A 19943-nucleotide genomic window follows, 5' to 3' on the forward strand; every position below is an offset into this window, starting at 1 on the left:
GAGGATTCGTGTCCGACGAGATCGGCAACGGCGGAGAGCTCCACCAGGGGGTCGAGGACGACCAGGTGATGACCACCGCCCAGGGCGTCCCGGTCAGCGACAACCAGAACTCCCTGCGAGTGGGTGAGCGCGGTCCGACGATGATGGAGGACTTCGCGATGCGGGAGAAGATCTTCCGCTTCGACCACGAGCGCATCCCCGAGCGGGTGGTGCACGCGCGGGGGTACGGCGCCAAGGGCTACCTCGAGTGCACCGACGCCATCCCCGAGCTCACCCGCGCGACCCCCTTCTCCGAGAAGGGCAAGCGCACCGACGCCTTCGTCCGCTTCTCCACGGTCGCGGGCAACATGGGCTCCGGCGACCTCGCCCGCGATGTCCGCGGCTTCGCGGTGAAGCTCTACACCGACGAGGGCAACTGGGACATCGTCGGCAACAACATCCCGGTCTTCTTCATCCAGGACGCGATGAAGTTCCCCGACCTGGTGCACGCGGTCAAGGAGGAGCAGGACCGCGGCTGGCCGCAGGCGGCCAGCGCCCACGACACCTTCTGGGACTTCGTCGGCCTGATGCCCGAGTCGACCCACATGCTGCTGTGGGCGATGTCGGACCGCGGCATCCCCCGCTCCTTCCGCTTCATGGAGGGCTTCGGCGTCCACACCTTCCGGTTCGTCAACGCCGAGGGCAAGGACACGTTCGTGAAGTTCCACTGGAAGCCGCTGCAGGGGCTGCAGTCGGTGGTGTGGAACGAGGCGCTGAAGATCAACGGCGCCGACCCCGACTTCCACCGCCGGGACCTGTACGGCGCGATCACCGCCGGCGACCACCCGCAGTGGGAGCTCGGCGTGCAGATCTTCGACGAGGAGTTCGCCGACTCCTTCGACTTCGACATCCTGGACCCCACGAAGATCGTGCCCGAGGAGGTCGTGCCGGTGCGCACCATCGCCCGGCTCACCCTGGACCGGGTCGTCGACAACGTCTTCTCCGAGACCGAGCAGGTCGCGTTCTGCACGCAGAACGTGGTGCCGGGCGTCGACTTCACCGACGACCCCCTGCTGCAGGGGCGGAACTTCTCCTACCTCGACACGCAGCTGAGCCGCCTCGGCAGCCCGAACTTCACCGAGATCCCGGTGAACGCCCCGCGCTGCCCGATGCGGAACTTCCAGCGGGACGGCCACATGCAGATGCTGCCGCAGTCGGGCCGGGCCAACTACGAGCCCAACTCGTTCACCGGCCGCGACCGCGGACCGCGCGAGGACCGGGAGAGCGGCTTCACCTCCGTGCCCCGCGAGGAGGCCGGGAAGGTGCGCAAGCTGCGGGCGGAGTCCTTCGCCGACCACTACAGCCAGGCGCGGCAGTTCTGGATCAGCCAGACGCCGGTGGAGCAGGAGCACATCGTGGCCGCGTTCACCTTCGAGCTCGGCAAGTGCGAGATGCCCGAGATCCGCACCCGGATGCTGGGCAACCTGCGCAACGTGCATGAGGAGCTCGCCACCCGGGTGGCCGAGGGGCTGGGCATGGAGCTGCCGGAGGCGTCGCCGACCACGGTGGAGCCGCGCACCGACCTGCCGGAGTCTCCGGCGCTGAGCATCCTGAAGAACGGCCCGGACTCCTTCGCCGGCCGCACGCTGGGCGTGCTCGTGGGCGAGGGCGCCGACGCCGCCCTGGTGCGGTCGCTGCAGAGAACGTTCACCGACGACGGCGCCATCGTCAGCCTGATCGGGCCGACGATCGGCGGCGTCACCCTCTCCGACGACAGCCGGCTGGAGGTCCAGCACGCCGTCGACGGCGCCCCGTCGGTGCTCTTCGACGCCGTGGCCGTCGTGACCGGCGAGACCGGTGTGAACGCGCTGGCCGAGCGCGCCAGCGCCCGGGACTTCGTCTCCGATTCGTTCCACCACCAGAAGTACGTCGGCTGGACGCCGGCCACGCAGCCGCTGCTCGACGCTGCGGGTGTCACCCCCGACGACGGGTTCGTGGATCTCGCGGACGCGGACGCTCAGGCGTTCTTCGACCGGCTGGCGACCCTGCGCGTCTGGGAGCGCCCGGTCCAGCCGTGAGAGCCGGCTGACCGGCCCGCGTTGCGCACGTCGGGCCGGTCAGCTTCCCACCCGGCCCCCGCGCCTGAGGCCCCCGCTCAGGCGCGGGGCTCGGGCCAGTCGGTGATGTCGTCGTACTCGTGGTGCCGCTTCAGCCACGACTGCACGTAGGGGCAGTGCGGGATGATCCGCTTGCCCTGCTCGCGCACGTCGGCCAGGGCGAACGCGACCAGACCCGAGGCCAGCCCGCGCCCGCCGTACGCGTCGTCGACCTCGGTGTGGATGAAGTCGACGTGCTCGTCGTCGGGCAGGCGGTAGACGGTGAACCCGGCGACGGTCTCGCCGTCGCGGATCTCATAGCGGTGCCGCTTCGGCGCGTGCGCGAAGGTCGGCTCGCTCTGCGTGGCGTTCTCGGTCATCGTGCTCCTCCTCCGTCCAGCCCGAGTCGCTGCCGCTCGGGGAAGTACCACCGCATCACCTGGCGCAGGTTGTCGGAGTCCTCACGGGCCCAGTTGCGCATCAGCTCGGAGCCGAACGAGATCGCCGTGATCGGCTGCGCGCCGGCGGCGATCACCCGCTCGAACGCGCGCTGGTGGGACACCGGCGAGATGCCGCCCACCGCGTCGGCCACCGGGTAGACCTCATAGCCCTCGGCCAGCATGTCCAGGGTCGGGAAGGTCATGCAGACCTCGGTCCACAGCCCGGCGATCACCACCTTCTTGCGCCCGGAGGCCTCGATCGCGGCGCGGAAGTCCGGGTCCTCCCAGGCGTTCACCCCGGTCCGGTCGATCTCCTCCACCCCGGGCAGCTCGTCCTTGATCACCTGGGCGGTGCCCTCGTTGACGCCGAGGTCGACGCCGACGGTGGACAGCACCACGGGGACGTCGTACGCCGTGGCCAGGCGGCACAGCGCGACCACGTTGAGGTCGATCTCGTCGCGGGTGGTGGAGGTGATGGTGGAGTACTGCTCGGGCTGGTAGTCGATGAGCGTCAGCACGCAGTTCTGCGGCGTCAGCAGGCGGTCCTGCTGCTGGTCGCGCATCGGCTCGGGCTCGGTCTTGGCCATCGGGCGTTCCTCTCGTCGTGGGGTACGGCGGAGCAGCCGGCCGCGGCCGGCACCCCTGACTCTACGACCGCCCCAGCGTCGCGGGAATCCACCGCTTCAACGTCGCGGCCAACTCGGCGCTGGCGACCGGCTTCGGCACGAAGTCGTCCATCCCCGCCTCCGAGCAGCGCTGCCGGTCCTCGGGCAGGATGCTGGCGGTCATCGCGATGATCGGTAGATGCTGGCCCTCCGGCTCGTCGCTGCGCCAGCGCTGCGTCGTCTCACAGCCGTCCATCACCGGCATGTGGCAGTCCATCAGCACGGCGTCGAAGGGCTCCGCAGCCAGACGGTCCAGCGCCACGCTGCCGTTCGCCGCCACCTTGACGTCGTAGCCCAGCCCCTCCACGATCCCGCGGGCCACCATCTGGTTGATCTCGTCGTCCTCCACGAGCAGGATCCGGCCGGCGACCGGCGCGGGCGCGTCAGGATCCTCCGACGGTACGACGACCGGGTCCGCGTCGTCCCCGCGAGGCTTCCCTGCCAGCTCGAGCGGCACCTCGACCCGGAACGTGCTGCCCTCCCCCGGCGTGCTCTCCACCGAGATGGTGCCGCCCATCGCGGTGACCAGCTGCTGGGAGATCGCCAGCCCGAGGCCGGACCCACCGAACCGGCGCGAGGTGGAGGAGTCGGCCTGGTGGAACGGCTTGAAGAGCAGCGCCCGGGCCTCGTCGTCGATGCCGATGCCGGTGTCCACGACGTCGAGCCGCACCAGGGCCATCCAGCCGTCCTGGCCGATCACGCTCGCCCGGACCACCACCTCGCCGGCGTCGGTGAACTTCACCGCGTTGCCGACCAGGTTGACCAGCAGCTGCCGCAGCCGCGAGGCGTCCCCGCGGAAGGAGCTCGGCAGATCGGGCGCGATCTCGACCCGCAGGCTGAGCCCCTTGAGCTTCGCCGAGCCGGCGAGCATGTCGTCGACGTCGGCGAGGAGCTGGGGCAGGTCGAAGTCGGCGTGCTCCAGGGGCAGCAGTCCGGCCTCGCCCCGGGAGAAGTCCAAGACGTCGTTGATCACGGTCAGCAGCGACTCGCCGGCGGTGGTGATCCCGTCGGCGTAGTGCCGCTGCCGGGCGTCCAGGCCGGTCCCCTTGAGCAACTCGGCGAGACCGATCACGCCGTTCATCGGGGTCCGGATCTCGTGGCTCATCGTGGCCAGGAACGCGGACTTCACCCGAGATGCCTCCATCGCGGCGTCGCGGGCCGCCGACACCTCCAGCCGGGCGAGGTAGAGCTGGCGCAGGGTCCACACGACGCGGAGGTAGGCGATCGCCAGGAGCAGCAGGAGCGCGGTCAGCGGCTCCCACAGGCTGATCGGGTTCCCGCGGTAGCGGTCCAGCAGGATCAGCACCGGGGGCAGCAGCAGCGGAGCCACCATGCTCACCAGGACCGAGCCGATCCGGGTGCCGTGGGTGACGTCCGGGTCTCCCTCGGTGGGCAGCGGCGTGCGGGTGCCCATGGCGGCCCGGGTCAGGCTGAGCATCCCGAGCAGGTAGGCCGCCTGCGCCACCGAGCCGCCGTGCCCGCCCACGCTCGACAGCGAGGCCGCGAGGCCCGTCACCAGGAACGGCACCAGCCCGACGAGCAGCCACGGGTCGAGGAAGGTCCGCCCCGTGGGGTTGGCCAGCAGGCGCAGCAGCAGGCCGTAGAGCACCGCGCTCGCCACCAGGTAGACCAGCCGGGGCAACAGCGATCCGTCGTCGGTGGCGTCGTGGACGATCGCGTCCAGGCACAGGTTGGTGAAGACCATGAGTGAGACCACGACGACGGTCAGCGTGTCCAGCAGCGCGCCCAGCCCGGCATCCGCGTGGGTGCGCGAGACCAGCAGGCCCAGGGCGACCATCACGCAGAACGCGGCCACCGCCCATCCCCAGTGCCCCACGCCGTCGGAGACCTCCCGAGGTCCCGACTGCAGGATCAGCAGGCTGCCGACCGCGGCGGAGGCGACGCCGCCCGAGAGCCAGCCCGCGACCAGCCGGTCGCCCGGGCGCCGGGTCAACGGCGCGACCAGCGCCGCGACGACCACCGCCATCATGATGACGAAGAGGGACACGGGGTCGTGCTCCGGCGCGACCAGGCGCCACAGGGACGCGGCCACCGCCGTGATTGCCGCGGTGGTCCACCAGATCGGGAGCACTGCGGACATACCGCCGAGCGTAATCATCCGCCCCACCCACCGCAGGAGATCGAGCAGGACGCCCGAGAGTCCTTCGACACGCCGTGCCACCTCCCGGCCCGGGCTCGGGCCCGCCTCGACAATCGAGGCGGCCCTGCGGAGTATGAGACCGCAGGGCCCGAGTCGTTCCGGCCTACGAGCGCTCGGCGAGGTAGGCCGTGATCTCCTCGCGCAGCCGGGCCTTGGTGCCGTCGGGTGCGAAGGAGTGGTCCACCGCGGCCACGGCCAGCCCGGCCACCCCGGCCCGGTCGAGCCCGAGCAGGTCGGCGGCGACGGCGTACTCGCGGTTGAGGCTCGTCCCGAACATCGGCGGATCGTCGGAGTTGATGGTCACCGGCACCCCGGCCTCGACGAACGCGCGCAGCGGGTGCTCCTCCAGCGTGGCGACCGCGCGCGTGCGCAGGTTCGAGGTGGGGCACACCTCCAGCGGGATCCGGTGGTCGGCCAGATGACCGAGCAGCTCGGGGTCCTGCGCGGCCGAGACGCCGTGACCGATCCGCTCCGCGCCCAGGTCGCGCAGCGCCTCCCACACCGACGCCGGCCCGGTCGTCTCACCCGAGTGCGGCACGGAGTGCAGGCCGGCCTCGCGGGCCCGGGCGAAGTGCGATGCGAACTGCGGACGGGGCACGCCGATCTCCGGGCCGCCGAGGCCGAAGCCGACCAGCGCGTCCGTGCGGTGCTCCAGGGCGTAGGCCAGCGTGGCGTCGGCCGCCGGGATGCCGGACTCCCCCGGGATGTCGTAGATCCAGCGCAGCACCAGGCCGAAGTCGCGCTCGGCGGCCACCCGGGCGTCCTCGATCGCCTCGGTGTAGCCCTCGATCGGCACACCGGCCAGCACCGAGGTGTACGGCGTGCAGGTGAGCTCGGCGTACCTCAGGCTCTGCCCGCGCGCCATCTCCTCGGCGATCTCGTAGGTCAGCGTCCGCACGTCCTCGGCCGTGCGGACCAGCCCGACGACGGCGAGGTAGACGTCGATGAAGTGCGCGAAGTCGGTGAACTCGAAGAACCGCTCCAGCTCGGCCGGGTCGCTCGGAACCGTGCCGGGATGGCGCGCCGCGAGCTCGGAGACGATCCGCGGCGACGCCGACCCGACGTGGTGGACATGGAGCTCGGCCTTCGGGAGCCCGGCGATGAACTCCCCGAGGTCCCCCGAGCTCACTGGCTGAGGGCCCGGGTGATCGCCTGGATCGGGTCGCCCTCGACCCGCTTGCCGTCGATCTCCACCGTCGGGGTCCCCTCGACGCCGTCCTCGTTGGACTGGGCGGTGGCCTTCTCGATGTAGTCGGCGAAGATCTTGTCCTCGATGCCGGGCGTGATCGCCTTCTCGTCGGCCCCGGCCTGCACGGCCATGTCGATCAGCTGGGAGTCCTCATAGCCGGCACCGCCCTCGGCGGGCTGCTGGGCGTAGAGCATCTGGTGGTACTTCCGGAAGACCTCGGGGCCGGACTCCTGGAGGACCACGAGTGCGGCGTTGGTGGCGCGGGAGGAGTACTGGTTGGTCGAGGCGCCGTCGAGGAACGAGATCAGCTTGTAGGTCACCTGCGCCGACCCGTCGTCGATCGCCTGGGTCAGCGCGGGACCGACGGCGTCCTCCATCGCCTTGCAGGCGGGGCACTGCAGGTCCTCATAGAGGGTGATCTTCGTTGGCGCGCTGTCCTTGCCGACGGTGATGCCGTAGTTGCTCAGCGCGGGAGACTTCGGCGCGGACTGCGAGGCGTTGCCGCCGGATCCGTCGCCGTCACCCATCACGTTGGTGAGCAGGAACGCACCACCCACGACCACGACCACAGCGGCCACCGCACCCACGATCGCGATCAGGCGCCGGCGCCGCTCAGCCTTCTTGCGCTGCTCGATGAGGGCCTGGGCACGGGCGGCACGGCTCTCCGCCGCCTTCTTCTTCGACATGCGCCAGAGGATAGGCCAGGTTCCTGAGCGGCCGATGAGAGGCCGGGGGTGCACTGAGTCGTTGAGTAGGGTGCTCGGGTGAGCGACAGACTGGTGTGGATCGACTGCGAGATGACCGGCCTCGACCTGACCGCGGACGCGTTGATCGAGGTCGCCGCCCTCGTCACCGACTTCGAGCTGAACGTGCTCGGCGAGGGCGTGGACCTGATCATCCGGCCGCCCGCCGAGGCCCTGGAGCAGATGGGCGACTTCGTCCGGTCGATGCACGAGAGCTCGGGGCTGTTGGCCGCGCTCGAGACCGGGATCACCCTGGAGGAGGCCGAGCAGCAGGTCCTCGCCTATGTCGAGGAGCACTGCCCCAGCGGCAGCCGTCCGCCACTGGCGGGCAACACCGTCGCCACCGACCGCAGCTTCCTGTCCCGCGACATGCCCGAGCTGGACGCGTTCTTGCACTACCGGATCGTCGACGTCTCCTCGATCAAGGAGCTCTCCCGCCGGTGGTACCCCCGCGCCTACCACCAGGCGCCGGAGAAGCAGGGCAACCACCGCGCCCTGGCCGACATCCAAGAGAGCATCGAGGAGCTGCGCTACTACCGCGACGCGGTCTTCGTGCCGCCGCCGGGCCCGGACAGCGAGACCGCCAAGGCCATCGCGCAGCGGCACGGCGGGGCGCTCACCGGGGCCGGGGCCGTCGATGCGGACGTTGCGGACTGACCCGGCTACACTTCTCAGCGGTCCGGCCGGTCCGGACCCATGGTGGGCGTAGCTCAGCTGGTAGAGCATCGCGTTGTGGTCGCGAGGGTCGCGGGTTCAAGCCCCGTCGCTCACCCCAGTCCCGAGGAACGGCCCCGGCATCATGCCGGGGCCGTTCTCCTTCCGGACATCTGGTTGGGAGATCATGTCCCCATGAGGTCGCAGGCGTCGCCGGGAGTCCTGTGGCTCCGCGCGTCCGCCGTCGGCCTGGCGGTCTTCACCACCGGCGCCCTCTCGCACGTCAGCGCCGGCGGCCAGCTCCCGGCTGTGCCGTGGACGCTGCTGCTCCTGATGGCCTCCGTGGGCCTCGCGGCGCCGTTCCTCACCCGCCCCTCCTCGCGCATCGAGCTGGCCGCGCTGATGGTGGGCGGCCAGACCGCGCTGCACACCGGGCTGATGGTGAGCGGGGACCACGCAGCGGCCGCGGACGTCCTGCCGAGCGACCTGATGATGCTCGCGCACGCCGTGGGCGCGCTGCTGGTGGGGCTGCTGCTGGGGTACGGCGAGCAGCTGCTGTGGGCGGTCCTGTCGCTCGTGGCCGCCGGGCTCCGGGTGCCGCCGGCGGTCCTGCCCGCGCCGCCGGCCGGGCCGTGGCGGCCGCGGGTGCGCCGTACCTCTCCTCGGGCTCTCCTCCCCCGCTGGATCTCCACGACGGTGGCGCGTCGCGGCCCGCCGGCTCCGGCCAGCTGACCGCACCCCACCTCGTCCGGGAGCACCGCTCCCCCTCCCAGGAGACACCCATGTCCGTCGACACCCGTGTCCGCGCGCCCGAACGCGCCCCGACACCCCGACCGTCCGGGTCGGGACTCTTCCGCGCCGTCTGGCGCTGGCACTTCTTCGCGAGCTTCCTGGTCGTGCCGATCCTGCTCACCCTCGCCGTCACCGGCCTGATCTACCTGTTCCGCTTCCAGCTGGAGCCGCTGCTCCAGCCCGACCTGATGACGGTCGAGCCGCCGAGCGCCGGCGCCTCGGCTGCGCTGGGGGCCCAGCTGCAGCTCGACGCCGTCCAGGCGGCCTATCCCGACGCCACTCCGGTCTCGCTGACCGAGCCGGCCGCCGCTGACCGGCCCACCACCGTCTCGATCCAGCTGCCCGACGGCAGTGGACGGGACGTGTTCGTGGACCCGTATTCGGCGAGCGTGCTGGGGGACGTCGACCCGGACAAGACGCTCTCCGGCACCGCCGCGCTCATCCACGGCGAGCTGATGGCCGGCAAGCTCGGCGACGCCGTCATCGAGCTCGCCGCCAGCTGGGCGGTGGTGATGGCGTTGACCGGCTACTACCTGTTCTTCCGCGGCCGCCGGGCACGCAAGCGAGCGCGCCGCTCGGGGCGCCGCGACGCCCGGCTGCGCTCCCGGCACGGCCTGGTCGGCGCGGTCGTCGGCGTCGGCCTGCTCGGGCTGCTGGCCAGCGGCCTGCCGTGGACCGGCATCTGGGGCGAGCAGGTGCAACGGCTCGCGACGGCGAACGGCTCGTCGCTGTGGAGCACCGACCCCGGCGCGATCAGCGAGCCGACCTCGACGCTGGACGAGTCGCTGCCGCACAGCCACGGCGGCCAGGTGCCCTGGGGCATGGGCAAGTCGGAGGTGCCTCAGGGGAAGCAGAAGAAGGAGGGGGTCAGCATCGCCGACGTCGACACGGCCCTCGCGGTGGCCGACCGGGAAGGACTGCGGCACCCGATGACGGTCGCGCTCCCCGGGGAGGACGCCGGGGTGTTCTCCGTCATCGGCTACGCCTTCGACGCGCCCAGCGACGAGCGCACGGTGCACGTGGACCGCTACGACGGCGAGGTGGTGTCGACGTACGGGTTCGACGACTACCCGCTGATGGCGAAGGTGGTCTCCCAGGGGATCGGCTTCCACGAGGGGCGCAGCCTCGGGCTGTGGTCCTTCTGGGGCGCCGCGCTGATGTGCATCGGCGTGATCACGCTGTGCGTCACCGGGCCGCTGATGTGGTGGCGGCGACGGCCGCGCGGGTCCGGCTCGGGGGCGCCGCGCGGCCGGATGCCGCTGCGCTCGTCGCCGCTGCTCGTCGCCGGCCTGGTGCTGCTGGGCGTGCTGCTGCCCCTCTTCGGGCTGTCGTTGCTGCTGGTGCTGGTGCTGGACCAGCTGGTGCTGCGCCGGGTGCCGCGCCTGCAGCGGTTCTTCAACGCGACCTGAGCGTCCGCGTACGGCGACCCTGGCCGCGGTGCCGGGGTCGCCGTACGAACCGCTAGCGTGCGCCCCATGCAGAGCGAGCGGTCCTCCTACGACGCGGTCGTGGTCGGCGCGGGCCACAACGGCCTGACCGCGGCGGCCTACCTCGCCCGGGCCGGGCTCTCCGTGCTCGTCCTGGAGCGGCTCCCGCACGTGGGCGGGGCCGCGGTGTCCGCGAAGGCGTTCCCCGGCCGGGAGGCGCGGCTCTCGCGCTACTCCTACCTGGTCTCGCTGATGCCCGAGCAGCTGATGCGGGACCTGGACCTGTCGGTGGACCTGGTGTCGCGACACACCGCGTCCTACACGCCGACCCTGCGTGACGGCGTACCGTTCGGGCTGCTCGTCGAGCGCCCCGAGGGCGAGGCGACCCGCGCGTCGTTCGCGGCGCTCACCGGGTCGGAGGCGGAGTACGACGCGTGGCGACGCTTCTACGCCGACGTCGAGGCGCTCGCCGAGGTCGTGGCGCCCACGCTGATGCAGCCGCTGCCGACGGACCGGGAGATACGCGCCCGGGCCGACGAGCGCACGTGGCGGGAGCTGGTCGAGGAGCCGATCGGGCGGGCGATCCGCTCTCGCTTCGCCGACCCGACGGTGCAGGGCGTCGTCGGGACCGACGCGCTGATCGGGACCTTCGCGTCGCTGGACGACCCCTCGCTCGTGCAGAACCGGTGCTTCCTCTACCACCTGATCGGCAACGGCACCGGCGAGTGGCGGGTGCCGGTCGGCGGGATGGGCGCGGTGACGGGGGCGCTGGAGCGGGCCGCGCGGGCAGCAGGCGCGGAGATCCACACCGGCGCCGGCGTGGCCGCGATCCGCGACGGCGCCGACGGGGCCGAGGTGACCTGGCACGACGGACGGACCCAGCACACGGTGGTGGCCAGGACCGTGCTGGCGGGCGTCGCCCCCTGGGTGCTGGAGTTCCTCCTGGGCCGCCCCGCGACGGCCGCGACGAAGCCGTCCGGCTCGCAGCTGAAGATCAACCTGCTGCTGGACCGGCTGCCGCGGCTGCGCTCGGGCGCCGACCCGGCCGTCGCGTTCGCGGGGACGCTGCACCTCAACGAGGACCTCGGCCAGGTGGAGGCGGCGTACGCCGAGGCCGCGGCCGGGCGCGTGCCGTCGGTGCTGCCCGGCGAGGTCTACTGCCACTCGCTGACCGACGACTCGATCCTCGGCGCGGACGCGGGCACCGGCGTGCAGACGCTGACCTACTTCGGCCTGCACACCCCGGCCGAGCTGTTCCAGGCGGACCCGACCGCCAAGGAGCGCGCGGTGGCGGCCGCGATCGCGTCGATCGACCAGCACCTCGCCGAGCCGCTGATGTCCGTGGTCGCTCGCGACGGCGACGGGAACCCGTGCATCGAGGCGAAGACCCCGCCGGAGATCGAGGCCGACCTGGCCATGCCCGGCGGGCACATCTTCCACGGCGACCTGGACTGGCCGTGGGCACCGCATCGCGTCCTGCTCGACACTCCCGCCCGCCGCTGGGGCGTCGCGACCGACCTGGACTCGGTGCTGCTGTGCGGCTCCGGCGCCCGCCGCGGCGGCGCCGTCTCCGGGCTGGGCGGGCACAACGCGGCGCAGGCCGTGCTCGAGGCGCGCTCCTGATTTCGTCCGGCCCCGGCTCCGGTGGTAAGTTTGGCGTCGCTCCCGGGGAGACCCGGAGCGACCTGCGCCATTAGCTCAATTGGCAGAGCAGCTGACTCTTAATCAGCGGGTTCGGGGTTCGAGTCCCTGATGGCGTACCACCTCGTTGCCCTCGGTCTGACCAGACCGGGGGCTTCGCTCATCGGTGAGGCCAAGCAGGTACTCAATCGACGTACCGAGCGCCTCGGCAAGGAGTCCTCGGACAACGGCGCGCGACGGGAGTGCCAGCGAGCCCGGTCACCGTGAATCTGCGGAAATGGCCGCCAAATCGCGCGCACTCAGCCCCGTCATCGGCCGGGCCCGGTCGGCGCGGCCTCGGCGCGTCTCAGTGCGTCTCAGTGCGTAGGCAATCTCCGCCCCGAGGGGCTCCAAGCCATCGCGGCATGAACCACTGGTAGCCCTATCACCCTCTCAAGGAGGACTCTCGGACCCGCACGATCCTGACGTGGGAATGAACTCCGGAGACCGATCGGCCGCGCCCCACTGCCGTACCTCCTTCGGGCCGGTAGCGGTTCCTATTGCCCCCAGCCGGCATCCCGGGCCTCGGTTCATGCGCACAGGACCCCGCATGAAACTAGAGTGCTGGCATGGCGCCCTCAGTCCGTGAGCAGTTGCGAGAGTTCGTGGAAGAACGTGACTGGTCGCAGTTCCATAGCCCGGAGAACCTAGCCAAGAGCATCGTGATCGAAGCGGCCGAACTTCTCGAATGCTTCCAGTGGGCGGCCGCGGAGGACTACCAGCGCGTTCAGGATGAATTGGCGGACGTCGCCACGTACTGTCACCTGCTGGCGGCAGCGCTCGAGGTAGATCTCGATCGCGTTGTCCTGGACAAGCTCGAGGTGACGCGGGCGAAGTACCCCGTGGCGCGTGCCCGCGGCCGAAGTGAGAAGTATGACCGGCTTCCGGATTGAGGAGGTGCGGTTCAGCGCGGACCAGGTCGCTGCCTGGGCTCCGCTCGAACCGCGGTTCAGGAACTGGCCGGTCGTCTATACGCTCGATGGGGCGGGCAAGATCTACGTCGGTGAGTCGCTGAACGTTGCCGCCCGATTCCGTCAGCACTTGGCATCCCCGCATCGCAGCCGACTCACGGGCGCAAGGGTCGTCATCGACGACACCTTCAACAAGTCCGTGTGTCTCGACTTGGAATCGTTTCTCATCCGCTTGTTCGCAGGCGACGGGCAGTTCGATGTCTTGAACGGCAACCACGGCATTACCGACGCGGACTATTACGGCCGTGAGGGATATCGGGAAACTTTTCACCAGATCTTTAACGAGTTACGCGAGCGCGGCGCGTTCAGCCGACCCATCCGCGAGATCGAGAACACTGATCTATTCAAGCTGTCGCCATTTAAGGCGCTCACCCAGGATCAGGCGATCGCGGTCGATGACATCCTTAGCGGGCTCTTCGACGACCTTGAGGCGAACACCTCAAGCAGGATCGTCATCCATGGAGCACCGGGGACTGGCAAGACCGTGGTGGGCATCTTTCTCATGAAATTATTGATGGACATCAAGCGAGCTGACGTCACATATCCGCCAGATAGCGACTCGCTGCTGTCCGAGTTCTTCGTGCCAGGGTATCCAGAGTTGCTTGCGGATTTCAACGCCGCGCTGGTGGTGCCTCAGCAGTCGCTTCGACGTTCCATCAAGAACGTCTTCCGCAAGACTCCCGATTTGTCCCCAAATCAGGTGCTCAGCCCTTGGGAAGTTGGCGGCGCCGCCGAACAATTCGACCTTCTCATCGTTGACGAAGCTCACCGACTCAACCAGCGAGCAGCCCAAGCGGCCGGGCCTCTCAACCGCAAGTTTGTCGAGATCAACGAGAAGTTGTTCGGAGGGGATGACCCCTCAATCAGTCAACTCGACTGGATCGACTACCAGAGCCGGCATCAGATCTATCTACTCGATGGCGCCCAGGCGATCCGGCCCGCGGACCTGCCTGCCGAGACCACCCAAGCCCTGCTCGACGATGTGCGAAGCAGGGGGCGCCATTACTCGCTGACGTCCCAGATGCGCGTACAGGCAGGCGACGACTACGTGGGTTACGTGCGCGGCGTGCTCGATGGCTCGATTACGATTGGTCGCAATTTTCCCGGCTACGATCTGCGCCTCTTCGAAGACCCCGTGGACATGCGTAACATGATCCTCGAGAGGGAGCTCGAGGTCGGCCTTTCGCGACTCCTCGCTGGTTTCGCTTGGCCATGGGCAGGAAAGCACGACCCCGCGGCGCTGGATATCGATGCCGACGGGCTACAGCTGCGCTGGAATACCAGCGACACCGACTGGGTCAATTCCCCAACATCAATCAACGAAGTCGGCTCGATCCACACGATCCAGGGTTACGACCTCAACTACGCTGGCGTCATCATCGGTAAGGACCTGCGCTATGACCCGACCACAAGCCGTATCTTCTTCGACCGCGACAACTATCACGACCCCCGAGGTGCAACGAACAACCGCATGCGTGGCATCACGTACTCCGACGACGACATCCTGCAGTTCGTGCGAAACATCTATGCGGTACTGCTCACGCGGGGCATGTTGGGCACCTACGTGTACGTATGCGATCGACCGCTTCGCCAATACTTGCGGGCCTTTTTATAGTCCTTGGGTGGAACCGCACTGGGTCTGGTGGAGAATTTGGTCATTTTGTTTCAACCGAGGTCTGGTCGCCCTGCGACACCGCAGAGCCCCTCGAGTTGGATTCCGCGGGACCAGCGGGCCATCTCGATCGATCGCGTTGAGCAAGATCTTCGGAGCGCATGTGTCCCGCGACGCGCCACGTCAGTGACCCACAGTTGCTTCCGCTCGTAATCATGAGTGCGCGACGGCGAATGCGACTGGTGCGGCCAATACGGCGAAACGCGCCGCCCTGCCGGCGAAGCACATCAGCGCAAAGCCGCATCTCGGTTGCCCGGCTGCACCCGCGGCGACGCTGACCAACGCCAACGGGGGCAGCCCCAGCCCGGCCGCGCTGAGAACCACGGGCTTCGCCGAACGCGGCTCCTGTAGTGCGCGTTGGATCCGCACTGCCCAACGCCCCGACGAGAGTTTCCGGATCTTGGGAAGCCGCGAGAGGCGGGTCGAGCCCCGTCGAGCGGCCTCGAACATGACGAGCTTCCCTGCAGTCTGTCCCGATGCGAGAGCCACGACCGTCGGCACCAGCAGCCACGGGTTACCGGCGACCGAGGCAATGGCGTACGCCTCTGCGTTGACCACGGGCACCACGGCGGAGACGAAGCCAAAGGCGAGGCCCACCACCGTCCCCGCGAGCGCGCTCACTCTTGCCCTCCTGTCAGGCGTGCCCTGAGTTGGCGGTGGACGCGCACAGCGGACCAGATCTTGATCCCGACGAGAAGGGTGATGAGGCCAAGCGCTGCCCACTCCACTCCAGTGATGGCCAGCACAATCACGCCTGCGGTGTTGAGGCTCTTGGCGAACGGCGACCAATTGAGACGGTAGACGGCGCGGTCGACGAGCGCGAAGTAGTTCGGGCTCAGCAGAGGCCAGCAGAGGAACGCCAGGGAGAGGATGGTGTCCAGCACCATGAATGACAGGAAAAACGGGATCACGACCAGGAGCAGGTCCGGGTAGACAGAAACCAAACCCATGCAGAGAATCGACGTGCACGCCCGGTCGCCGACGATGTCGAAGATCGCCCCCAGTCTCGTCTCCTGGCTGAGGCGACGCGCTAACCAGCCATCGAGGATGTCGCCAGTCCAGTACAAGGCGAAAGCAATGCCGAGAAGCCCGGGGTCGCCGGTACGTAGCCCGTACCCTGCAACGACGACCGCCGCCACAGTCCGAACGAGCGTGACAAGATTGGGGACCGTGGCGACGCGGTCTGCTAGGAACGCACAGCGGACTGGCGTCAGAGGCCTGAGTGGACTGTTGGATTCAGGCCGCTGGCTAACTCTGAGGTCCGCTGGTTCTTCCGCTGTGCCGGTCAATTCCGTAGTCAAGGGGGCCATGCCCTCAGCGTGTGCCTGAGCCCTGGTCGGCGCCTCAGACCCAGGGTCGGCATCGGGCCCGGAGACGGCCCTCTGGAAGGAGGTCCCCTGGTACCTGGGTACCAACTTCAGGTTGCAGAGGCTCCTCAAGAGGCGCTCAGCGGTCTCACGCCGTCACAATGACCGTTATGACGCACGGTTCGCCCTGGGCGGCCCCGGGCCCCGGCCTTGAGAGGCTGCGTTGGCTCGTCCCGCCCGCATTGTTGGCGGTCGTCATCGGATCGCTGTATGTGGTGTGGTTGAACAAGCCAGATACCTGGCAGGCTGCTGGCGCGCTCATTGTCTTGGGTTGCAGCGTTTTCGCAGCACTATCGAGTCGCTCCCGACGGCTTCTCATCGGCTTCGCGGCGTTCGGTGGCGGCGTCGCCGTGGCCATGACCAGTCGTGAATTCTTCTCGTTCTGGCCTGCCGCGTGCGTCCTACTCACGACCTCCGCTGTCGCGGAATGGGGACTGCGCGCGAGATCGCTACCGCCCGTGACCGCCTTCCTAGCGGTGGCCGGGCTCATTGCGGCGGCGCTTGGTCCGGATGCGCAACTCGCGGCTCCTCTGCTGCCGATCGTGGCAGCGGCGGCAGCCGCCGGTCTGGTGCGCCTCGGTGTCTCCCGGATCAAACGCAGCCACGATCTCGAGGCGCGCGCCGCGGAATACCGCCACCGGGCGGAGGCCAGCGAGGCCGAGAACCTCGAGCTTCAGCGACGCACGGCCCTCGCGCGCGAGCTTCACGACTCGTTGGGACATCACGTGTCGGCGATAGTCGTGCAAGCGGAGGCAGGACGAGTCGATCGGGCCGATGAGGCGCTCGCCTCCATAGCCGACTTGGGACGTCAAGCCTTGGACGAACTCGAAGGGGTTCTCTTCGACTTGCGAGCGTCCACCAGTGAGACGCCCGAGACAACCGAGGTCGACTTGGGTCGAATCGACTCCAGGCTTGCCCAACCGCTGCGCCACCAAGGGGTGCTCGTCGACGTCCAGGTAAGGACCATCGAGACCAACCCTGCGCACCTGGCTGCGGTCTACCGCGTGGTACAGGAGGCACTGACCAACACGTTGCGTCACGCGGGTGCGGGGAGGGTAGACGTGGTCGTCCGCGACGAGGGCAACGATCTGGTCGTGCACGTCCACGACGACGGAGTCGGCATCGCCGCAGGCGCACCTGTCGGCAACGGGCTGCAAGGAATCCGCGAGCGTGCGTCCCTCCTCGGCGGGGAGGCTGACATCACCTCACCACAGTCGGGCGGCACTCGAGTCCTGGTTCGGATCCCGAGGACGGACACGTGATCCGAATCGCGGTGGTCGACGACCAAGAGCTGGTGCGTGAGGGCCTGTCCATGATGCTGTCCGCCCAGACGGACCTCGACGTCGTGCTCGAGGCCGCCCACGGCCGTGCGTTCTTGGACGCGTTAGACACGAGTCCCGCCATCGATCTGGTTCTGCTCGACTTGAGAATGCCAGTGATGGACGGCATCGCGACCCTGGCAGAGCTCAGCCGCCTGCACCGCAGACCGGCCGTGTTGGTCGTCACCACGTTCGCGCGCGACCAGCTCGTCGTCGAGGCGATTGCGTCAGGGGCCGACGGGTACGTGCTGAAGCGAGGGAGTCGAGCCGACCTGTTGCGTGCGGTACGAACCGTTGCCCAAGGCGGATCCGTTCTCGCCCCAGAGGTAACAAGGGCTGTCACGGCGAGACTCCGCACACAGCCATCTGTTGTCCCCGCCGATCTCAGCGGGTACCGCCTGACACGTCGTGAGCTCGATGTTCTGGGGTTGGTCGGGTGCGGACTGAACAATCACGAGATCGCAGACCAGTTGAGTCTGTCACCGCACACGGTGAAGACGCACTTGACAAGCGTGCTTGCCAAGACAGGCAGCCGGGACCGGACACAGGCCGCGTTGCTGGCCATCCGTGCCGGCCTCGCGTGACCGGGGCAGTACGCCCCGGTGTCGCAGGTCACACCCAGGCCCTAGGGTTCGGGCATGGCATCTTCGGTACGTCGATCACTGCTCGCCCTCTGCTCTGTCGTCGCGCTGACGCTGTCCCTGGCCGCCGCGCCGGGGACCGCGGCGCCACCGGAGGCCGCGAAGGCGGGCGAGGTGCCCGAGATCACCACCCCGGAGAGCGAGTGGGTCAACCAGGACATCTGGGTCACCTCGAAGGTCGACTCCGACAACGACGGCTCACCGGACAGGATCCACGCCACCGTGACCCGTCCGCCGGACTCCGACCTGGGCGACACCAAGCTGGCCACGGTCTACGAGGTCAGCCCCTACTACGCCGGCGGCAACCCGGTGGAGAACCACAACGTGGACCACGAGCTCTACGCCCCGACCCGCCCCGGCAAGGGCTGGCCGGGCAAGGACGGGAAGCGCCGGAGTGGCACGCGCACCGACGTGACCGGCCTGATGACAGCCGAGCAGCAGCGGCTCGCCGCCGGAGGTCCGCAGCCCGCGATCGGGCGACTGGAGCGCCGCTGGGTCCCCCGGGGGTACGCCGTGATCAAGGCGGAGTCGATCGGCAGCGGCCAGTCCGAGGGCTGCCCAACCACCGGCGACCCGGCCGAGACCGCCGGTGCCGCGGCCGTCATCGACTGGCTGAACGGGCGCGCCGAGGCCGTGGACGCCGACGGCGACCCGGTGGAGGCGGACTGGAGCACCGGCAAGGCCGGCATGATCGGTACGTCGTACAACGGCACCCTGCCCAACGCCGTCGCCGCCACCGGCATCGACGGCCTGGAAGCGATCATCCCGGTCTCGGCGATCTCCAGCTGGTACGGCTACTACCGCGAGGACGGGCTCGTGGTGGCTCCCGGCGGCTACCAGGGCGAGGACGCCGACGTGCTCGCGAAGTACGTCTACACCCGTGAGGACCAGCAGATCTGCCGACCGGTGATCGACGGCCTCACCCGCGACCAGGACCGGCGCACCGGGGACTACTCGGAGTTCTGGGACGCGCGCAACTACGTCGACGACGCTGACAAGGTCGAGGCGGCGGTCCTGGTGGCGCACGGCCTGCGGGACTGGAACGTGAAGCCCTCGCAGGCCGCCGAGTGGTACGAGGCGCTCCAGGCCGCGGGCGCGGAGTCGATGATCTACTGGCACCAGGGCGGACACGGCGGCGAGCCGCCGCTGGACCTGCAGGAGCGCTGGTTCGCGCACTATCTGTACGGCGTGGACAACGGCGTCGAGGACGAGCCGCGCGCCCTGATCCAGCGCGAGGACGGCAGCCTGCGGACCTACGCGCAGTGGCCGGACCCGGCGATGCGCGAGGTGGAGATGTCCCTCGCCCCACGCGGCGACGCGCGCACCGGCCGACTGGTCGAGGCGAAGGCGACCGGCCGACCGGTGGTCGAGACGTTCACCGACACCCCGACGCTCACGCCGGACGAGCTCGCCGCACGGCCCGACCCGAAGCGCGGTCTCGTCTACACCACCCCGCCGTTGAGCGAGGACACCCGGCTGAGCGGCACCGCGACCGCCGACCTGCGGATGCGCTTCTCCCGCCCGGCGGGCAACGTCACGGTCGGCCTGGTGGACCTGGCCCCGGACGGCTCGGTCACCCGCCTGGTCACCGAGGGCTGGACCGACCCGCAGAACCGCCGGTCGATCGAGGAGACGCAGATCGTCAAGCCCGGCACGTTCTACCGGCTCGACCTGAACCTCCAGGCCAACGACTACGTCTTCGCCAAGGGGCACCGGATCGGCGTGGTGGTGATGTCCACCGACGAGGCGTTCACCATCCGCCCGTCGGCCGGCAACCGGATCGGGCTGGACGTGCGGAAGTCCCGGGTGACGCTGCCGCTGGTGCGCTGAGCGGTCCGATCCGGGCGTCAACGGACGTTGACGGGCATCCATGCGTCAACTATGGTTGACGCATGGCGATGGCGGATCTGCTGGCGGAGGCCGGCGACCTCGGAGACCCGCGCCGGGGGCTGCGCGCCGTACGCGCTCTGCGGCGTGCGACCGAGGCCTGGGAGCTCGCTCAGGTCGAGGCCGCCCTGGCCGACGGCCTGAGCTGGGCCGACATCGCCGCCGAGCTCGGGGTGACCAAGCAGGCCGCTCACAAGAAGTACGCCAAGCGCGTGCATCCCGACCTCACCGCACGCTGACCCGTCCCACACACCACCTCG

The 19943-nt window shown here is 69.4% G+C and carries 18 protein-coding genes and 2 tRNA genes; 13 read left to right on the forward strand and 7 right to left on the reverse strand.

Annotation, left to right across the window (positions count from 1 at the left end; translation table 11 throughout):
- Positions 1-8: 8 nt before the first annotated feature.
- Complete coding sequence (locus K8W59_RS14560; protein WP_317846278.1) at positions 9-2057, forward strand: catalase; 2049 nt, start codon at positions 9-11, stop codon at positions 2055-2057.
- 77 nt (positions 2058-2134) lie between these two features.
- Here K8W59_RS14560 and K8W59_RS14565 read toward each other — a convergent pair whose 3' ends face one another.
- From K8W59_RS14565 to K8W59_RS14585, 5 genes are all read right to left on the reverse strand, one after another.
- Positions 2135-2455, reverse strand: coding sequence for a GNAT family N-acetyltransferase (locus tag K8W59_RS14565; RefSeq protein ID WP_223395076.1), 321 nt, complete (start codon positions 2453-2455; stop codon positions 2135-2137).
- Positions 2452-3102 carry an isochorismatase family protein gene (locus K8W59_RS14570; RefSeq protein ID WP_223395078.1) on the reverse strand — a complete coding sequence of 217 codons (651 nt, stop codon included), beginning with the start codon at positions 3100-3102 and terminating at the stop codon, positions 2452-2454. The genes K8W59_RS14565 and K8W59_RS14570 overlap by 4 nt, the downstream gene beginning before the upstream one ends.
- A gap of 61 nt (positions 3103-3163) precedes the next feature.
- Positions 3164-5281 (reverse strand): ATP-binding protein, encoded by a 2118-nt coding sequence (locus K8W59_RS14575; RefSeq protein ID WP_223395080.1) that lies wholly within the window; start codon positions 5279-5281, stop codon positions 3164-3166.
- Between the two features lie 163 nt (positions 5282-5444).
- Positions 5445-6470, reverse strand: coding sequence for an adenosine deaminase (locus tag K8W59_RS14580; RefSeq protein ID WP_223395082.1), 1026 nt, complete (start codon positions 6468-6470; stop codon positions 5445-5447).
- Complete coding sequence (locus K8W59_RS14585; protein WP_223395084.1) at positions 6467-7216, reverse strand: DsbA family protein; 750 nt, start codon at positions 7214-7216, stop codon at positions 6467-6469. The genes K8W59_RS14580 and K8W59_RS14585 overlap by 4 nt, the downstream gene beginning before the upstream one ends.
- 111 nt (positions 7217-7327) lie before the next feature.
- Here K8W59_RS14585 and orn point away from each other — a divergent pair, with 111 nt between their 5' ends.
- From orn to K8W59_RS14625, 8 genes are all read left to right on the forward strand, one after another.
- On the forward strand, positions 7328-7930 hold the full coding sequence (gene orn, locus K8W59_RS14590; protein WP_397196023.1) for an oligoribonuclease: 603 nt from the start codon (positions 7328-7330) through the stop codon (positions 7928-7930).
- Between the two features lie 42 nt (positions 7931-7972).
- A tRNA-His gene (locus tag K8W59_RS14595) sits at positions 7973-8048 on the forward strand.
- Positions 8049-8122: 74 nt separating this feature from the next.
- Complete coding sequence (locus K8W59_RS14600) at positions 8123-8659, forward strand: hypothetical protein (protein WP_223395088.1); 537 nt, start codon at positions 8123-8125, stop codon at positions 8657-8659.
- Between the two features lie 50 nt (positions 8660-8709).
- Positions 8710-10128, forward strand: a complete 1419-nt coding sequence (locus K8W59_RS14605; RefSeq protein WP_223395090.1) for a PepSY-associated TM helix domain-containing protein — start codon at positions 8710-8712, stop codon at positions 10126-10128.
- Between the two features lie 66 nt (positions 10129-10194).
- Entirely contained in the window at positions 10195-11769 is a 1575-nt protein-coding gene (locus tag K8W59_RS14610) for a phytoene desaturase family protein (protein ID WP_223395092.1), read from the forward strand.
- A 64-nt stretch (positions 11770-11833) separates the two neighbouring features.
- Positions 11834-11909: transfer RNA gene (locus K8W59_RS14615), tRNA-Lys, on the forward strand.
- A gap of 486 nt (positions 11910-12395) precedes the next feature.
- Entirely contained in the window at positions 12396-12719 is a 324-nt protein-coding gene (locus K8W59_RS14620; RefSeq protein WP_223395094.1) for a nucleotide pyrophosphohydrolase, read from the forward strand.
- A complete protein-coding gene (locus tag K8W59_RS14625; protein ID WP_223395096.1) occupies positions 12700-14412 on the forward strand; it encodes a DUF2075 domain-containing protein in 1713 nt (570 codons plus the stop codon). Before K8W59_RS14620 ends, K8W59_RS14625 begins: the two co-directional genes overlap by 20 nt.
- 210 nt (positions 14413-14622) lie before the next feature.
- On the opposite strand, the gene K8W59_RS14630 is transcribed toward K8W59_RS14625, so the two are convergent.
- Positions 14623-15090 (reverse strand): hypothetical protein, encoded by a 468-nt coding sequence (locus K8W59_RS14630; protein WP_223395098.1) that lies wholly within the window; start codon positions 15088-15090, stop codon positions 14623-14625.
- Complete coding sequence (locus K8W59_RS14635; protein WP_223395100.1) at positions 15087-15779, reverse strand: CDP-alcohol phosphatidyltransferase family protein; 693 nt, start codon at positions 15777-15779, stop codon at positions 15087-15089. The genes K8W59_RS14630 and K8W59_RS14635 overlap by 4 nt, the downstream gene beginning before the upstream one ends.
- A 158-nt stretch (positions 15780-15937) precedes the next feature.
- Here K8W59_RS14635 and K8W59_RS14640 point away from each other — a divergent pair, with 158 nt between their 5' ends.
- The 4 genes from K8W59_RS14640 to K8W59_RS14655 all read left to right on the forward strand — a co-directional run bounded on the left by K8W59_RS14640 (position 15938) and on the right by K8W59_RS14655 (position 19922).
- Positions 15938-17098, forward strand: coding sequence for a sensor histidine kinase (locus K8W59_RS14640; RefSeq protein ID WP_223395102.1), 1161 nt, complete (start codon positions 15938-15940; stop codon positions 17096-17098).
- The gene (locus K8W59_RS14645; RefSeq protein WP_223395104.1) at positions 17095-17739 is read left to right on the forward strand and encodes a response regulator transcription factor; all 645 of its coding nucleotides are present in this window, start codon (positions 17095-17097) and stop codon (positions 17737-17739) included. Before K8W59_RS14640 ends, K8W59_RS14645 begins: the two co-directional genes overlap by 4 nt.
- A gap of 54 nt (positions 17740-17793) precedes the next feature.
- Positions 17794-19626, forward strand: coding sequence for a Xaa-Pro dipeptidyl-peptidase (locus K8W59_RS14650; RefSeq protein ID WP_223395106.1), 1833 nt, complete (start codon positions 17794-17796; stop codon positions 19624-19626).
- A gap of 62 nt (positions 19627-19688) precedes the next feature.
- Positions 19689-19922 (forward strand): helix-turn-helix domain-containing protein, encoded by a 234-nt coding sequence (locus K8W59_RS14655; protein ID WP_223395108.1) that lies wholly within the window; start codon positions 19689-19691, stop codon positions 19920-19922.
- Positions 19923-19943: the final 21 nt, after the last annotated feature.

This window comes from Nocardioides rotundus (assembly GCF_019931675.1).
Taxonomy (GTDB): domain Bacteria; phylum Actinomycetota; class Actinomycetes; order Propionibacteriales; family Nocardioidaceae; genus Nocardioides; species Nocardioides rotundus.

Bases quoted from the DNA above. Each gene is read 5' to 3' on its own strand.
- K8W59_RS14565 (WP_223395076.1), bottom strand. From the start codon at position 2,455: ATGACCGAGAACGCCACGCAGAGCGAGCCGACCTTCGCGCACGCGCCG.
- K8W59_RS14570 (WP_223395078.1), bottom strand. From the start codon at position 3,102: ATGGCCAAGACCGAGCCCGAGCCGATGCGCGACCAGCAGCAGGACCGC.
- K8W59_RS14575 (WP_223395080.1), bottom strand. From the start codon at position 5,281: ATGTCCGCAGTGCTCCCGATCTGGTGGACCACCGCGGCAATCACGGCG.
- K8W59_RS14585 (WP_223395084.1), bottom strand. From the start codon at position 7,216: ATGTCGAAGAAGAAGGCGGCGGAGAGCCGTGCCGCCCGTGCCCAGGCC.
- orn (WP_397196023.1), top strand. From the start codon at position 7,328: ATGACCGGCCTCGACCTGACCGCGGACGCGTTGATCGAGGTCGCCGCC.
- K8W59_RS14600 (WP_223395088.1), top strand. From the start codon at position 8,123: ATGAGGTCGCAGGCGTCGCCGGGAGTCCTGTGGCTCCGCGCGTCCGCC.
- K8W59_RS14605 (WP_223395090.1), top strand. From the start codon at position 8,710: ATGTCCGTCGACACCCGTGTCCGCGCGCCCGAACGCGCCCCGACACCC.
- K8W59_RS14610 (WP_223395092.1), top strand. From the start codon at position 10,195: ATGCAGAGCGAGCGGTCCTCCTACGACGCGGTCGTGGTCGGCGCGGGC.
- K8W59_RS14620 (WP_223395094.1), top strand. From the start codon at position 12,396: ATGGCGCCCTCAGTCCGTGAGCAGTTGCGAGAGTTCGTGGAAGAACGT.
- K8W59_RS14625 (WP_223395096.1), top strand. From the start codon at position 12,700: ATGACCGGCTTCCGGATTGAGGAGGTGCGGTTCAGCGCGGACCAGGTC.
- K8W59_RS14635 (WP_223395100.1), bottom strand. From the start codon at position 15,779: ATGGCCCCCTTGACTACGGAATTGACCGGCACAGCGGAAGAACCAGCG.
- K8W59_RS14640 (WP_223395102.1), top strand. From the start codon at position 15,938: ATGACCGTTATGACGCACGGTTCGCCCTGGGCGGCCCCGGGCCCCGGC.
- K8W59_RS14650 (WP_223395106.1), top strand. From the start codon at position 17,794: ATGGCATCTTCGGTACGTCGATCACTGCTCGCCCTCTGCTCTGTCGTC.
- K8W59_RS14655 (WP_223395108.1), top strand. From the start codon at position 19,689: ATGGCGATGGCGGATCTGCTGGCGGAGGCCGGCGACCTCGGAGACCCG.